The organism is Flagellimonas hadalis (genome assembly GCF_007785775.2).
In the GTDB taxonomy this organism is placed as follows: Bacteria; Bacteroidota; Bacteroidia; order Flavobacteriales; family Flavobacteriaceae; genus Flagellimonas; species Flagellimonas hadalis.
In genome coordinates, this window is sequence record NZ_VNIK02000002.1 from 400,818 (window position 1) to 416,065 (window position 15,248).

Consider the following 15,248-nt stretch of genomic DNA (forward strand, 5'->3'; position numbering starts at 1 on the left):
AAGTTATTTGTTCACGGAAACAACTTCGGACTGGCTCCAATCCTTCACGTTGACAATGCGGTTATCGGAAAAATCCACTTCGCGCAAAATATCTTCTTTCCAAAAGAACCACTTCCCGGTCTTTTTGCCATTGTCATACTTTCCAGCGGCTATCTTTTTGCCATTGGTGTCAAACATAAGCCAATCCCCATGTAACTTTCCTTTCAGCATATAACCTGTCTGGGAGACTTCCCCGTTTTCGTGAAAATAGGTGGCCTTCACCATTTTCCCCACTTTTTCCAAAGTCGGTTTCGTCTGCTGTGAAAACATACAGACCGAAAACATGACCGCTAAAAAAAATACAGCTTTCTTCATAGTAATGGGTTTTAAAATCTTCAGTACCAAAAGGTAACTACACAAAGTTATCCAAAATCGATTTGAAAATAACGTTAAAGCAACAATTAATTTACATTAAATTAACTTTAATGATTTAATTGTTTGATTTATAATCATTTAGAACTACAATAATATTGCCTTTTGTCGTATTAATTATGCTTTTGTCTCGAAAAACAACGTTCCAATGTAAATTTAATGTTAAGAAACGGGGCGAAAATCGAACTAAAACGTCTATAGCGATGATTGTCCTCCCTTATCCATAAATGAAGGGGCTGGGACAGAAAATCAGTTTATCTCGCTATAAATATGTGCTTTCCTATTAAATTTGCCCTCTCATTAACAGACATCATGTATAGAAGCAATACTTGTGGCGAACTCCGGGCGTCACATATCGGTTCAGAGGTAATTTTGAGTGGTTGGGTACACAAGCTACGGGACAAGGGTTTTGTGGCCTGGGTGGATCTGCGCGACCGTTATGGCATCACGCAACTGGTATTTGATGAGGAACGCACTTCTAAAGAACTTCTGGAACAGGCCAGGGAGCTGGGACGGGAAACCGTTATCCAGGCCAAGGGTCAGGTCATAGAGCGGGCCTCCAAAAACCCGAACATCCCCACTGGGGAAATTGAGGTGTTGGTGACCGAACTCACCATCCTGAACAAATCCCTCCTGCCTCCCTTTACCATCGAGGACGATACCGATGGTGGGGAAGACATTCGCATGAAGTACCGTTATTTGGATATCCGCCGAAATCCGGTAAAAAATAATCTCATTTTCAGGCACAGGGTGAGCATGGAAGTCCGAAAATACCTTTCGGACCAAGGATTTATCGATGTGGAGACCCCGTATCTGATCAAATCCACCCCAGAAGGCGCCCGCGATTTTGTGGTGCCAAGCCGAATGAACGAAGGTCAGTTTTATGCCCTGCCCCAATCACCACAGACCTTTAAACAATTGTTGATGGTGGGCGGCATGGACAAATACTTCCAAATCGTAAAATGCTTCAGGGACGAAGACCTGCGTGCGGACAGACAGCCGGAATTCACCCAAATCGATTGTGAAATGGCCTTTGTGGAGCAGGAGGACATCCTCAACACCTTCGAGGGCCTCACCAAACATCTTTTGAAGGAAATCAAAGGCGTGGACATTCAGGAATTTCCAAGAATGACCTATGACGATGCCATGCGCCTTTATGGCAACGACAAGCCGGACATCCGTTTCGGGATGCAGTTCGGTGAACTGAACGCTGTGGCACAGCATAAGGATTTTAATGTGTTCAACACTGCCGAATTGGTAGTGGGCATTGCCGTTCCCGGTGCATCGGAATATACCCGCAAGGAAATTGACGCTCTGATCGACTGGGTAAAACGCCCACAGGTCGGCGCCAAAGGAATGGTTTATGTAAAATGCAATGAGGATGGCTCCTATAAATCCTCCGTGGATAAGTTCTACGACGAACAAGATTTGGCAAAATGGGCCGAAGTGACCGGAGCCAAACCGGGCGACCTTATCTGCGTGCTTTCCGGGGATGCCAACGTGACCCGGGCACAGCTCAGCGCGCTCCGCATGGAGTTGGCCACTAGGCTTGGACTTCGAAAACCGAATGAATTTGCCCCGCTTTGGGTAGTGGACTTCCCGTTGTTGGAACTGGATGAGGAAACAGGCACCTATCATGCCATGCACCATCCCTTTACCTCTCCCAAACCTGGTCAATTGAAGCTGTTGGAGACCAATCCCGGTGCTGTCAAGGCCAATGCCTACGACCTCGTGCTGAACGGAAATGAAATCGGCGGGGGATCCATCCGTATCCATGACAAGGAAACCCAAGCCACCATGTTCAAACATTTGGGCTTTACCCCCGAGGAAGCCAAGGCACAGTTCGGCTTTTTGATGGATGCCTTCCAATATGGCGCACCCCCCCACGGTGGGATTGCCTTCGGCTTGGACCGTTTGGTCTCCATTTTGGGCGGACAGGAGACCATCAGGGACTTTATCGCCTTCCCCAAGAACAACAGCGGAAGGGATGTGATGATAGATGCCCCTGCAACCATTAACAAGGAACAATTGGACGAATTGAACATTTCTTTGGCCAATAATACGTAATTTCATATCAAGGGAGTCCTCGAAACTTTAACAGATGGCACATAAAAAATCTTGGTTGACAAAATTTTTAGTATGGCGTGCCAAACACATCTCCCATACGCAGTTTGTGGCCATATTGAGCATATTGGTAGGATTTACTTCAGGATTGGGTGCTGTTCTCTTGAAAAACCTTACCCATTTTTTCCAACACTTGATGAAGGGCAAATTGGTGCAGGAGTACCATCATGCTTTTTATTTTCTTTTCCCCATCATTGGCCTGACCTTAGTGTACCTCATCATCAAATACATTATCCGAAAGAAGGTCAGCCATGGTATCCCTTCCACACTCTACGCCATTTCGAAAAAAAAGGGGGTCATTCCACGATACCAAATGTTCGGCTCCTTGATGACCGCTCCGATCACTGTCGGCTTTGGAGGGTCAGTCGGGCTCGAAGGCCCAACAGTTGCAACTGGGGCTGCCATTAGTTCCAACATTGCCAGGGCATTGCACCTAAACCATGCCACACGAATACTGCTCATCAGTTGTGCCTCGGCCGGCGCATTGTCCTCGATATTCAAAGCTCCCATTGCCGCCATTGTGTTTGCCATTGAGGTCTTCAGTCTTGACCTGACCTTGGTTTCCCTTTTACCTTTGTTGCTCGCCTCACTTTCTGCCATCATCACCTCTTATTTCTTTTTTGGTGATGATGCCCTACTTCCATTCGATATTGTGGATGGTTTCAGTATATCCGATGTTCCGTATTACATTGTTTTGGGAGTTATTGGTGGAGTTACTTCCATATACTTTTATGAAGCATATACCAGGATTCAGAATATGTTCGACAAGCTGTCGTCACCCATTTCCAAATTACTGTTGGGCGGTGTCGGCATAGGGATACTTTTGTTCTTGGTCCCACCACTTTATGGTGAAGGTTTTGATACGATGAACAATCTAGTGCAAGGAAATACCAAGACCGTATTGGAAAACAATATCCTGAATTTGGACCTTGACAATGTTTGGGTGGTCATCGTTTTATTGGCAGGCCTTGTCATATTCAAAATTATTGCCAGTGCCATGACTTTTGGTGCAGGGGGTGTCGGTGGAATCTTTGCCCCTACCCTTTTTATGGGGAGCCTTATGGGCAATTGTGTGGCCAAAATCATAAATCATTTAGGGATTTTCAAGGATGCGGTCTCGGAAAGCAACTTTACATTGGTGGGCATGACCGGGCTCATGGCAGGGGTGCTCCATGCCCCACTTACTGCCATCTTTCTGATTGCAGAAGTAACGGGAGGTTACGAACTCTTCATTCCATTGATGCTGACCGCTGCCATATCCTATGCCTTGGCACGATATGCCCATCCGCACTCAGTATATGCCGTGCAATTGGCTCGGAAAGGAGAGCTTCTTACCCACAATAAGGACCATACCGTACTGATGCTCATGGAAATAGACAAGGTCATTGAAAAAAACTTTTTGCCCATATTCCCCGCCATGACGCTACGTGACCTTGTGCACAACGCTGTTACCAAGTCCAACCGGAACATCTTTCCCGTGGTAAGCGAAAAGGATGGTACACTTTTGGGCATCCTTCTTTTGGACGATATAAGACCCATTATGTTCGATCAATCCCTCTATGATAAAGTACTGGCCAGAGATGTGATGCAGACACCCCCCAGCACTATAATTTTGGAGAGCGACAAGATGGCTGATGTTATGCAAAAATTTCAGGACAGTGGTGCCTGGAACCTTCCTGTCGTCAAAGATGGGAAATACGTGGGCTTCATCTCAAAATCAAAACTCTTGACAGCCTACCGCAGGGAATTGATCAATTATACCCAATGAAAATCAAGTTAAAATATATCGTCGTATTGGTCACTTTGGCCGCCATCGCTTCCATCATCTATGGTTTTTCCATCAAGGAAGAAGACCCGAACTTGGGCCATAAGTGCATTGGCCTGGGCACCGTGGGCCTATTTTTTGTGGCCATGCCCCTCTTTTTGATGAAAGAAAGCAAAGGGAAAAACATGAAAGATTATATGTTGACTAAGGAAAACATTATTAAAATGCAAGAAAAGGAACGAAAAAAGACTGAAAATCAATAATTTTCTTAAGATTTAATATTCAATTCATCCATCGCGACCCAAAAAACTCTACTTTCGTGTTTTAACAAATATTTACATTAATGACTGGTACAGTAAAATTTTTTAATGGATCCAAAGGTTATGGGTTCATTACCAACGACGACACAGGAAAGGACATCTTTGTTCACGTTACAGCTTTGAACGGGGTGGAATTAAACGAAGGTGACAAAGTAGAATACCAAGAAGAAGACGGAAGAAAAGGAGTGGTTGCTGCACGTGTGCAGGTAATCGGATAACAACAATATTTTATTTTGATTTTTGTAGAACCCTGGCAATGTCAGGGTTTTTTATTTAGTTCAAGTTCCTTCTCTGGACAAAGAACCTTTTGAGCAGTTCGGAAGCCTCATTTTCCATTACCCCTCCAAAAATTTCAGTTTTTGGATGTAGGTTTCCACCCACTACACCGAATCCTCGCTCCAGATCGGCGGCCCCATACACTACTTTGGAAATCTGGCTCCAGTAAAGTGCCCCTGCGCACATCTGACAGGGTTCGAGGGTGACATAGAGTGTGCACCCGTGCAGATATTTACCTCCCAAAAAATTGGAAGCCGCCGTGATGGCCTGCATTTCGGCATGTGCCGTAACATCCTTTAAACGCTCGGTAAGGTTATGGCCACTGCCAATGATCCTATTGTTCACCACCACCACTGCGCCAACGGGTACTTCCCCGATCTCGAAGGCGGTTTCGGCCTGTTGCAGGGCCTTTTTCATAAAATAGTGGTCATCGAAGAGGTTCATTCGAAAAAAAAATTGAAAAATTCACGGATGGGCTAAGCTACGCATAAAAAAAGTTAGTCGATAATCGGTACTTTTGTTTTTTGTGCCTTGGAAAGACTTTTAACACATATCAATTCCCCTGAAGACCTCAAAAAATTGGGCCTGGACGAACTTCCCAGACTTGCCCAAGAATTGCGGGAGTTCATCATTGACATTGTATCCACCAAAGAAGGTCACCTTGGTGCCAGTTTGGGGGTCGTGGAACTGACCATTGCCCTCCATTATGTCTTTGATACTCCAAAAGATAAGCTGATTTGGGATGTGGGCCATCAAGCCTACGGGCATAAAATATTGACAGGAAGAAAGGAAATTTTCGAAACCAACAGACAGCTTGGTGGCATCAGCGGATTTCCCAAACGGAGCGAAAGTGTATATGACGATTTTGGCACGGGCCACAGTTCCACCGCCATTTCCGCAATTTTGGGCATGGCCATGGCCTCAAGGTTGAATGGTGACCTTACCAAGCAACATATTGCCGTGGTGGGCGATGCCTCCATCGCCAGCGGGATGGCCTTTGAGGGGCTCAACCATCTGGGCGTTGCTGATGTGAACGCACTCATCATCCTGAACGACAATGCCATTGGCATAGACCCCAGCGTAGGCGCACTCAAAAAATACCTCACCAATGTCAAAAAAGGGACCGCAAAGGACGAGAACATCTTCGAATGCCTCAACCTGAACTATTCCGGACCCATTGATGGGCATAACATCAATGCTCTGATAAGGGAACTGGAGCGGCTGAAGCAAATTGATGGACCAAAGCTGTTGCACATCATAACCACCAAGGGAAGAGGTTTGAAAAAGGCCGAGGAGGACCAAGTGGTCTACCATGCCCCTGGCAAGTTTGACAAGGTGACGGGGGAACGGCTCAAAAAATCCAAAGGGGCCGAACCTCCCAAATACCAAGATGTCTTTGGGCATACGTTGGTGGAATTGGCCGAGAGAAACGACAAAATTGTGGGCATTACCCCGGCAATGCCCACCGGAAGCTCCCTAAAATTCATGATGGACAAAATGCCCCATCGCGCATTTGATGTGGGTATTGCCGAACAGCACGCAGTCACCTTGGCGGCAGGGATGGCCACACAGGGCCTTGTTCCTTTTTGTAACATCTATTCCACATTTTTACAACGGGCCTATGATCAGATCATTCATGATGTGGCCTTGCAGAATATTTCCGTAATCTTCTGTTTGGATCGTGCCGGACTGGTGGGGCAAGACGGCCCAACACATCATGGGGTGTTCGATCTCGCCTATTTGAGGTGTATCCCCAACCTTGTTGTTTTTGCCCCAATGAACGAAATGGAGCTGAGGAACATCATGTACACTGCCCAATTGGGGCTAAATGGCCCCATTGCCATCCGATACCCTCGCGGACAGGGTACCACCTTGGATTGGAAAAATGAATTTGAACCGATCGAAATCGGTACGGGCAGATGCCTGAGGGAAGGCACCAAAGTGGCCATGCTCTCCATCGGCCATATCGGGAATGAGGTGGAACGGGCCATAATCGCTTTGGACAACCCTGAAAAGGTCGGCCACTATGATATGCGCTTTGCCAAACCCTTGGACAAACAATTGCTCCGTACTATTTTTGAAAGGTACGATCATATCATCACCGTGGAGGATGGGTGCCAAATGGGAGGATTCGGATCGGCGGTATTGGAATTTGCAAACGGTGAACGGTTGTCCAAACCTGTTACCATTCTCGGTATTCCGGACAAGTTTGTGGATCATGGCACAATGGAGGAGACCCACAAAATGGCTGGTATAGATTTTGATACGCTTTTTTCACATATACAATCAACCTTGGACCAATGCGGATAATTTGTTTTCTGATTTTATTCTTTACTATTTTCTTTTCGTCACATGCACAGATCAATCGCTTAAAAGTATTCGAACCCGATAGTACGGAAACGGGTTTCAAGATTGTCCGCATCAAGGATACCAAACTCAAATACCTTAACCGAGAAGCAAAGCTCACCGACCCCCGTACCGTGCTGAACCGGGTAAAGCCATTGAAACGATGGTACAAACGCTTCAAACCTACTTCCTTTTGGAAAAAGGTGAACGAATTTGGCCTCAACATCAATGAGGTCTCCTTTGTGAACTGGAACGCGGGTGGAGACAATTCCGTCTCCGCACTGGCGAGCTTCCGTTTTGCACGAAACTATAAGTTCCGGTATCTGAACTGGGACAATGAGGCACAACTACGATATGGGATGAACGCCCAAGAAGGTAGAAAGCTCCGAAAAACGGATGACCAACTGAGGCTTTCGACCACCATAAGCTTTAGGAAGGACACCATAACCAACTGGTACTATTCCGTAAAGGCCAATTTCAACACCCAATTCTCGAACGGTTTCAAATATCCGGACAGGGAGAACCCCATTTCCAGGTTCATGGCCCCGGGCTACCTTTTTGTGGGTATCGGTACTTCCTATATTCCACCCAACGACAAGTTTAACCTTTACATATCTCCCGCCACCATGAAATCCACCTTTGTTCTGGATGAGACGCTTTCCAATCTAGGATCTTTTGGTGTGGAAGCCGGTGACAACGTTTTTATGGAAATGGGATTTCTGGTCACCAATACCTGGGAAAAGGAAGTCCTGAAAAATGTGATGATGAAGCACCGGATAAATCTCTACACCGATTATGTGCGGAGTTTTGGCAATGTTGATGTGGATTGGGAAATGAATTTCAACCTCAAGGTCAATCAATATATCAATGCGAACATAGGCACCCATCTCATTTTTGATGATGACATCAAATTTGATGAGGTGGTGGCCGATGACGGTACCATCGTCGACCCCGGCATCTCCCGAATCCAGTTCAAGCAATTGTTGGGCGTGGGGATTCTCTACAATTTTTAAATTGTCCGGCCCGTCAATTTATCGTGGATGTGCACAGCCGCACTATCCGATAGACTGGCCACGAAGCAACTGGTGCCCAATAATATCGTATAGATGTCAACATCCGTTTTTCGGTACATTTCGGGCAGACTTTTCACGAGCAACCGATCATAATTGGTGTCACGCCCTTCCTTGATGTTGACCAGCGCCGTGGTGTACATTTCCAAAAGATCGGATAGGATCCGATAGCCCGCCAATTCCTTGTCGATCACCTCGGTGGACTGATAGATCCTCTCCACACTCAATTTGATGATGTCCTCCACTTGGGCCTTGTATTTTCCCTTGTCCAAAAGTGCGGCGTCAAAATTGCCTTCCAAGATCTTGTCCTCGTTTGCCACAAAAGTTTCAACAGCATCACCGATAAGAGTATTGATGGCCAAGGCCCTCAAATAGCTCAACCGGTCACTGGAACTGGTCATGGCATTGTATTTTTGGGTGTTGATGCTCCCCTTCACCAAGTTGATGAGATATTCCAGGGCATATTCTTCCGGCACAAGCCCCAGATTGATGCCATCCTCAAAATCGATGATGGTGTAGCAGATGTCATCGGCCGCCTCCACCAGACAGGTCAATGGATGTCGGAAGAAAGCCGTTCCCGGGGCATTGGGATTTGGCACTAATCCAATTTCATCGGCAACTTCCAAAAAGAAGTCCTTTTCCGATTGGAAATACCCAAACTTTTTGTCCGCAATATGTCGGGAAGGCTTTTTGGGCAATGAAGCCTTTGGATATTTCATAAAAGTTCCCAAAGTGGCATAGCTCAATCGAAGACCTCCTGGAACCCCTTCCCTAGATTCCGTCAATAGTTTAAAACCATTCGCATTCCCTTCAAAATCAATCAAATCTTGATATTCCACATCAGAAAGGACATCCCGATATCTTTTGCCGCTGCCTTGGGCGAAATAATTCCCAATCGCCTTTTCCCCACTGTGCCCAAATGGCGGATTGCCAATGTCGTGCGCCAAGGCGGCTGCAGCCACAATGGCCCCAAAATCATTGAACTGATAGCCGTGCACCTCGGACAGAAAGGGATATTTGGACAAGATCTGCTGTCCAGCGATGCGACCAAGGCTCCTACCCACTACGGAAACTTCCAAACTGTGGGTGAGACGGGTGTGCACAAAATCCTTTTTGGACCCAACGCTGATGGGCATCGGTATTACCTGTGTCTTATCCTGAAGGCTCCTGAAGGCAGAAGAGAAAATGATACGGTCATAATCCACCTCAAAACCCAAACGGGTCTCGTTTTGCTCTTTGCGCAATCTTTTGCCTTTGTCCCCGAATCTCCGTAGTGAGAGTAGCTGTTCCCAGTCCATAATTTACTATTGGTGCAATATACGCCTAAGCTTCCATATGCGCCAAGCCAACCTGAAAGTACCCTTGTTTACTGCAACATTTTGAATTTTAATGATTTCTTCATTTTAGCATTACACTTAGGACATCTAGAAGGAGCTATTTTGTAAAGTTTACAATAAGGTTTTCGTTACGGATATTAGTTTTTGTCGACTATTCTTCGAAATCCTAGGGCCGTCTTTTCAATAAGGCGGTCCTTTTTTGTAGAATACATTCTTATCATAACATACAGGAAACATTAATTTAACATTGGGTACGGTTCTTTGCAGCGACAAAAACTAGTACTGTAATGGATATCAAAAAGTTGGCCCTTTTAGGGTGCTACTTTCTTTTCCTATGCATTCATTTTTCCTATTCACAGTACCAAGCCGAATCCACATTTGGCAAGGGACTTTTCAATATTGTGGGGAAGGATAGCAGCTGGACGGCAAAGGTCGGGGCAAGGATGCAGATCTTGGCCGTTTCGTCTTGGGGAGAAACCCAAGATAGAGGACTTGGAAACCCCGAACAGAATTTTTTGATACGTAGGGCCCGATTGAAATTTGATGGATTTGTCCACACCCCAAAACTCAGGTACAAATTGGAGCTTGGACTCTCCAACCGTGATATTTCGGGGGGGTCGGAATTTACGGGAAACACCCCGAGATACATTTTGGATGCCGTGGTGATGTGGAACTTTTATGAAAATTTTGAACTCTGGTTCGGACAGACCAAACTGCCAGGGAACATAGAACGGGTCATCTCTTCGGCGGATCTACAGCAAGTGGACAGGTCATTGCTCAACAGCAAGTTCAACATAGACCGTGACATGGGCCTTCAGCTAAGGCATCATTTCAAATTGGGAAAAAAAGCATTGGTACGAGAAAAATTTGCCTTCTCGCAAGGTGAGGGCAGAAACGTTACTGTAGGCAATCAAGGAGGACACCAATACACTTCACGGTTGGAATTCCTTCCGTTCGGAAAATTCATTTCCAAAGGGGACTACAAAGGGGCCGACCTGAGCAGGGAACAGACCCCAAAGCTCATGGTCGGGGTCACTTATGACATCAACAAGGATGCCGTAAGGACCCGAAGCAATATGGGCACTTTTATGCAAACGGATACTGGCCTATACGAAACGGATATATCAACCCTGTTCGGGGACTTCATGTTCAAATACCGTGGGTTTTCCCTCATGGGCGAATATGCCCATCGCGATGCAGACGAGCCTGTGGCCATCAACATGGACGGCACGGAAACGGGGGACATTGTACAGGTAGGGAATGCCCTGAACCTTCAGACAGGTTATCTTTTCAAGACCAATTGGGAAGTTTCCGCAAGGTACACCCACCTTGAATTGGATCAAGAAATCACCGGAAAAAATCCAGAGGAACAATATACACTGGGACTTTCAAAGTATATTGTGGGGCACAAACTGAAGGTGCAGACAGACCTCAGTTACTTGGATGTGGACAACGGAATGGACGAGGTGATGTTCCGGTTGCAATTGGACGTACACCTATAAAAAATAACCTTAACATAACTTAATCGTAGGTCAATCTCTTGATATTTGAAAAATTTTTTTGATTTTTAACTATGGACAATATTTACTTCCTCATAATGGTTGCGCTCGCAGTACTGGCCATTGCCGACCTTGTAGTCGGTGTGAGCAATGATGCGGTGAACTTCCTCAACTCAGCCATTGGATCCAAGGCCCTTTCGTTCAAGACCATCATGATCGTGGCGAGCATAGGCATTGCCTGTGGCGCCATTTTTTCCAGTGGACTTATGGAAGTTGCCCGAAAAGGGATCTTTAACCCCGGGGAATTCTATTTCGATGAGATCATGTTCATCTTTATGGCCGTGATGATCACGGACATCCTCTTACTCGACTTTTTCAACACTTTGGGGATGCCCACCTCTACCACGGTCTCCATTGTATTCAACCTTTTGGGCGCGGCAGTGGCCATGGCCTTGATCAAAATAGGGGCGGCAAACGGAAATTTTTCCGATGTCATTAACTATATCAACACCGAAAAGGCCGTTGAGATCATCATGGGGATCCTGTCCTCGGTCGTGATAGCTTTTTCCATTGGGGCTTTGGTACAATGGGTCTCTAGACTTTTACTGTCCTATGATTTCCTGAAAAAACCCAAATGGACCGGTGCCATTTTTGGGGGACTTGCCCTTTCGGCCATTACCTATTTCATTTTGATCAAAGGGATCAGCGGCACTCCATTTGCTGACCGCACCTATGGTTTCATCGGGAACATGACCATCAAGGAGTTTCTTGAAACCAGTGTCTATCAGGTCATGGTGGTCAATTTTTTGGCTTGGGCCGTTATTTCGTATATCCTTATCCAATTCGCCAACACGAACATCTATAAACTCATCATCGGCGTGGGAACTTTTTCCCTTGCCCTAGCTTTTGCAGGCAACGACCTTGTGAACTTCATCGGGGTACCCATTGCGGGGCTCCAGTCCTATCAGGCTTGGGCCGCTTCGGGAATCCCAGCTTCCGAGTTCAGTATGGAAGTACTTTCCACCAAAGTGGAAACCCCTACCCTGCTACTGTTCATTTCAGGTATGGTGATGGTGGCCACTTTATGGCTGTCCAAAAAGGCAAGGTATGTGGCTGATACCGAAATCAACCTTTCCCGTGAAGGGGAGGCCAACGAAAGGTTCCAGCCCAACTATTTGTCCAGAAGCTTGGTCCGGTATTCCATTGCCGTTTCGGAATGGGTATCGACCATGGTGCCTTCCAATGTAAAAACAGCGGTGGACAAAAGGTTCCAAAAACCTGTCATCAGCCTATCCAAGGACAAAGTGCACCATTTGCCCGCCTTTGACATGATCAGGGCCTCCGTGAACCTTATGGTTGCCGGTATCCTGATTTCGATAGCCACATCCTACAAATTGCCCCTTTCCACTACGTATGTGACCTTTATGGTCGCGATGGGAACCTCTTTGGCCGATAGGGCCTGGGGTGCTGAAAGTGCCGTTTACCGTGTGGCCGGGGTACTGAACGTGATCGCTGGATGGTTCAGTACGGCCATCATCGCCTTTTTGGCCTCTGGGACCATCTTGGCATTGATCAGTTTTGGCAAGGGTGCGGCCATCGCCATTTTGCTGTTTGCCTCCGTACTGCTATTGGTGAGGAACTACATCTCCTACAACAAAAAGACAAAGGAGATCAAAGTGGAAGACCGCCTACGAAGGGCCGAGAGCAGTTCCATACAGGGTGTGATCGAAGAAAGTGCCGCCAACATTGCCAATGTGGTGAAGCGAAGCAAAAAGATCTATTCCAATTCCATAAACGGGTTGGCCAAACAGGACCTCAACTTTTTGAAAAAGAACAAAAAACAGGGGAATAAGTTGGCCGGAGAAATCGAGGATCTGCGGGAGCATACCTTTTATTTCATCAAAAACCTGGAAGAAGCCCACATAGGGGCCAGTAATTTTTACATCAATGCCATGGGGCATCTGACCGATATTTCCCAATCCCTTGAATATATCGGAAAGGTAAGCTACAACCATGTGCACAACAACCACAAGAAACTAAAGTATAACCAGATCAAGGAACTAAAGGAAATAGACCAAAAATTGGAAGACCTCTTTGACAGGACCCAGAAAGCCTTTGAAGACAAGTCTTTTGAGCAAATAGGGGCCATTTTGGATTCCAAACAAGACCTTTTTGACATGGTTTCCCAAAAAATAGACAGACAGGTTTCCAGGACAAGGACCGAGGAGTCCAGTCCCAAGAACACGACCCTCTATTTCTCCCTTTTGCTGGAAACACGTGATTTGATGACCGCCATGATGGATCTGTTGGAACAATATTACCAACAGCATGACAGCTCCGTAACACCGGCCAAAATCACGGAGAAGAAATAAAATAGTATCTTTTGAAACTAAAACGATACTATGATGGTCCGATTCTCCCATCTGGTCATAATGCTGCTCTCATCCGTTTCCATTTTGGCACAGACCAAGGAAAAGGAATGGATGTTGGGGCCTTTTGAGCGTGCGGAAAACGCAAGTCCCGTTCTCCAAAAAGATGAAGGCTCCGTTTTCAAGGACCCCATTACCAATGAGCCTTCCCATTGGGAATCCATGGCCACTTTCAACCCGGCATCCATTGTAAGGAACGACAGTATTTATGTGTTGTACAGGGCCGAGGAAAAATTGGGGGAAAAGGAAATTGGGGGACACCGTTCCCGAATCGGGATGGCGGTTTCCGATGATGGAATCACCTATACAAAACAGCCTGAACCCATTTTTTATCCTGATGAAGATGGCCAAAAGTCGAATGAATGGCCAGGAGGCACGGAAGACCCCAGAATTGTAGAGACCGAAGATGGGCTGTATGTGCTCACCTACACGCAATGGAACCGCGAAGTGCCCCGATTGGCAGTGGCCACATCCAAAGATCTGATCCATTGGGAAAAGCATGGCCCTGTGTTCAAAAAGTATAAGGAAGGTATCTACCACACAAGCGAAACCAAATCCGGGGCCATCGTGACCGAACTCAAAAACGGAAAGCTGGTCGCTGCGAAGATCCATGGGAAATATTGGATGTATTATGGGGTTCCGCACATTTGGCTGGCCAGTTCAACAAATCTGAAAGACTGGGAACCCATAGAAACCTACGAAGGCAATTTAGCCCCGGCTTTAAGCCCAAGACCCGGTTATTTTGATTCTTGGCTGGTGGAGGCCGGGCCACCTCCTTTGCTCACGGAAAATGGTATTGTGGTGCTCTACAATGCTGGAAACTCACAGAACATCGGCGTAAAGGAACTGGGCAATCGAGTTTACACGGGTGGACAGGCTTTGTTTGACCCAAACGAGCCCTGGAAACTACTGGACCGAACCGATGCACCCTTCATCAAACCCGAACTACCTTTTGAAAAATCGGGGCAATACAAAGATGGCACCACCTTTTTGGAAGGACTTGTACTGTTCAATGGGACTTGGTATCTCTACTACGGAACCGCAGATAGCATGGTGGGGGTAGTGACGGCCAAGCAATAGTTTGCCCTATCTGTAAAAATTCATCTCGTCCATATATTTCCATACGGCAAAAGGAAGCAATGGTTTGATGTTTTTCCCCAATTTATGGGCCTTACGGATGAAGGTAGAAGAAATTTCCACGATGGGGGCATACACTTTTTTGATCCTGGGATGTCCCTGAAATTGATGGTCCACTGTTCCTTCGGAAATTCGGGGATATACGTAAATGAAATGGTGCTCCAGAATGGTCTCATAGTTTTTCCATTTATGGAAACCCTTCAGGTTGTCCTCTCCCATAATGAGCGAAAACTGATGCCCTTCGCCATATTTTTCATCCAAATGAACCAAGGTGTTGATGGTGTAATTGGGCTGCGGCAGATCAAACTCGATCTTGCTCGGTTTTAGTTTGTCATAGTCCTGTACGGCCTCGTATACCATTTGGTACCTGTGGTGGTCTTCCAAAAGCGATTGCTTGGTCTTGAACGGACTTTGGGGGGTGATGACGAACCAAACCTCATCCAGGTCCGAAAACTCCACCAAATGGTTGGCAATGATCAAATGGCCTATATGTATCGGGTTGAAGGTCCCAAAAAAGAGCCCTACCTTTTTCAT

At 46.4% G+C, this 15,248-nt stretch carries 13 protein-coding genes; 9 read left to right on the plus strand and 4 right to left on the minus strand.

Features of this window, described 5'->3' with window-relative positions; all coding sequences use genetic code 11:
• Positions 1-3 precede the first annotated feature (3 nt).
• Positions 4-354: a toxin-antitoxin system YwqK family antitoxin gene (locus FOT42_RS05980; RefSeq protein ID WP_151889667.1), complete on the minus strand. Its 351-nt coding sequence runs from the start codon at positions 352-354 to the stop codon at positions 4-6.
• A gap of 369 nt (positions 355-723) precedes the next feature.
• On the opposite strand from FOT42_RS05980, the gene aspS reads away from it, so the two are divergent.
• The 4 genes from aspS (at position 724) to FOT42_RS06000 (ending at position 4,838) form a co-directional block, all read left to right on the plus strand.
• Complete coding sequence (gene aspS / locus FOT42_RS05985) at positions 724-2,478, plus strand: aspartate--tRNA ligase (RefSeq protein ID WP_151889668.1); 1,755 nt, start codon at positions 724-726, stop codon at positions 2,476-2,478.
• Between the two features lie 34 nt (positions 2,479-2,512).
• Positions 2,513-4,303, plus strand: a complete 1,791-nt coding sequence (locus tag FOT42_RS05990) for a chloride channel protein (protein ID WP_151889669.1) — start codon at positions 2,513-2,515, stop codon at positions 4,301-4,303.
• Positions 4,300-4,563, plus strand: coding sequence for a hypothetical protein (locus FOT42_RS05995; RefSeq protein WP_151889670.1), 264 nt, complete (start codon positions 4,300-4,302; stop codon positions 4,561-4,563). The genes FOT42_RS05990 and FOT42_RS05995 overlap by 4 nt, the downstream gene beginning before the upstream one ends.
• Before the next feature lie 80 nt (positions 4,564-4,643).
• Positions 4,644-4,838, plus strand: a complete 195-nt coding sequence (locus FOT42_RS06000; RefSeq protein ID WP_108423905.1) for a cold-shock protein — start codon at positions 4,644-4,646, stop codon at positions 4,836-4,838.
• 55 nt (positions 4,839-4,893) lie between these two features.
• Here FOT42_RS06000 and FOT42_RS06005 read toward each other — a convergent pair whose 3' ends face one another.
• On the minus strand, positions 4,894-5,340 hold the full coding sequence (locus FOT42_RS06005) for a nucleoside deaminase (RefSeq protein ID WP_151889671.1): 447 nt from the start codon (positions 5,338-5,340) through the stop codon (positions 4,894-4,896).
• An 87-nt stretch (positions 5,341-5,427) separates the two neighbouring features.
• On the opposite strand from FOT42_RS06005, the gene dxs reads away from it, so the two are divergent.
• Together dxs and FOT42_RS06015 are read left to right on the plus strand one after the other, a co-directional pair.
• Entirely contained in the window at positions 5,428-7,206 is a 1,779-nt protein-coding gene (gene dxs, locus FOT42_RS06010; protein ID WP_151889672.1) for a 1-deoxy-D-xylulose-5-phosphate synthase, read from the plus strand.
• Positions 7,197-8,255: a DUF3078 domain-containing protein gene (locus tag FOT42_RS06015; protein ID WP_151889673.1), complete on the plus strand. Its 1,059-nt coding sequence runs from the start codon at positions 7,197-7,199 to the stop codon at positions 8,253-8,255. The genes dxs and FOT42_RS06015 overlap by 10 nt, the downstream gene beginning before the upstream one ends.
• Here FOT42_RS06015 and dgt read toward each other — a convergent pair.
• Positions 8,252-9,610 carry a dGTP triphosphohydrolase gene (dgt, locus tag FOT42_RS06020; RefSeq protein ID WP_151889674.1) on the minus strand — a complete coding sequence of 453 codons (1,359 nt, stop codon included), beginning with the start codon at positions 9,608-9,610 and terminating at the stop codon, positions 8,252-8,254. The two genes, FOT42_RS06015 and dgt, sit on opposite strands and share 4 nt — an antisense overlap.
• A 326-nt stretch (positions 9,611-9,936) precedes the next feature.
• On the opposite strand from dgt, the gene FOT42_RS06025 reads away from it, so the two are divergent.
• From FOT42_RS06025 to FOT42_RS06035, 3 genes are all read left to right on the plus strand, one after another.
• Positions 9,937-11,151 carry a porin gene (locus tag FOT42_RS06025; protein WP_151889675.1) on the plus strand — a complete coding sequence of 405 codons (1,215 nt, stop codon included), beginning with the start codon at positions 9,937-9,939 and terminating at the stop codon, positions 11,149-11,151.
• 71 nt (positions 11,152-11,222) lie between these two features.
• Positions 11,223-13,520 (plus strand): inorganic phosphate transporter, encoded by a 2,298-nt coding sequence (locus FOT42_RS06030; protein WP_151889676.1) that lies wholly within the window; start codon positions 11,223-11,225, stop codon positions 13,518-13,520.
• 30 nt (positions 13,521-13,550) lie between these two features.
• On the plus strand, positions 13,551-14,657 hold the full coding sequence (locus FOT42_RS06035) for a glycoside hydrolase family 130 protein (RefSeq protein WP_226789812.1): 1,107 nt from the start codon (positions 13,551-13,553) through the stop codon (positions 14,655-14,657).
• Positions 14,658-14,663: 6 nt separating this feature from the next.
• Here FOT42_RS06035 and nadD read toward each other — a convergent pair whose 3' ends face one another.
• A complete protein-coding gene (gene nadD, locus FOT42_RS06040; protein ID WP_151889677.1) occupies positions 14,664-15,248 on the minus strand; it encodes a nicotinate (nicotinamide) nucleotide adenylyltransferase in 585 nt (194 codons plus the stop codon).

Coding starts and splice junctions, on each gene's coding strand:
- FOT42_RS05980 (WP_151889667.1), bottom strand. CDS start 354: ATGAAGAAAGCTGTATTTTTTTTAGCGGTCATGTTTTCGGTCTGTATG.
- aspS (WP_151889668.1), top strand. CDS start 724: ATGTATAGAAGCAATACTTGTGGCGAACTCCGGGCGTCACATATCGGT.
- FOT42_RS05990 (WP_151889669.1), top strand. CDS start 2,513: ATGGCACATAAAAAATCTTGGTTGACAAAATTTTTAGTATGGCGTGCC.
- FOT42_RS05995 (WP_151889670.1), top strand. CDS start 4,300: ATGAAAATCAAGTTAAAATATATCGTCGTATTGGTCACTTTGGCCGCC.
- FOT42_RS06000 (WP_108423905.1), top strand. CDS start 4,644: ATGACTGGTACAGTAAAATTTTTTAATGGATCCAAAGGTTATGGGTTC.
- FOT42_RS06005 (WP_151889671.1), bottom strand. CDS start 5,340: ATGAACCTCTTCGATGACCACTATTTTATGAAAAAGGCCCTGCAACAG.
- FOT42_RS06015 (WP_151889673.1), top strand. CDS start 7,197: ATGCGGATAATTTGTTTTCTGATTTTATTCTTTACTATTTTCTTTTCG.
- dgt (WP_151889674.1), bottom strand. CDS start 9,610: ATGGACTGGGAACAGCTACTCTCACTACGGAGATTCGGGGACAAAGGC.
- FOT42_RS06025 (WP_151889675.1), top strand. CDS start 9,937: ATGGATATCAAAAAGTTGGCCCTTTTAGGGTGCTACTTTCTTTTCCTA.
- FOT42_RS06030 (WP_151889676.1), top strand. CDS start 11,223: ATGGACAATATTTACTTCCTCATAATGGTTGCGCTCGCAGTACTGGCC.
- FOT42_RS06035 (WP_226789812.1), top strand. CDS start 13,551: ATGATGGTCCGATTCTCCCATCTGGTCATAATGCTGCTCTCATCCGTT.
- nadD (WP_151889677.1), bottom strand. CDS start 15,248: ATGAAAAAGGTAGGGCTCTTTTTTGGGACCTTCAACCCGATACATATA.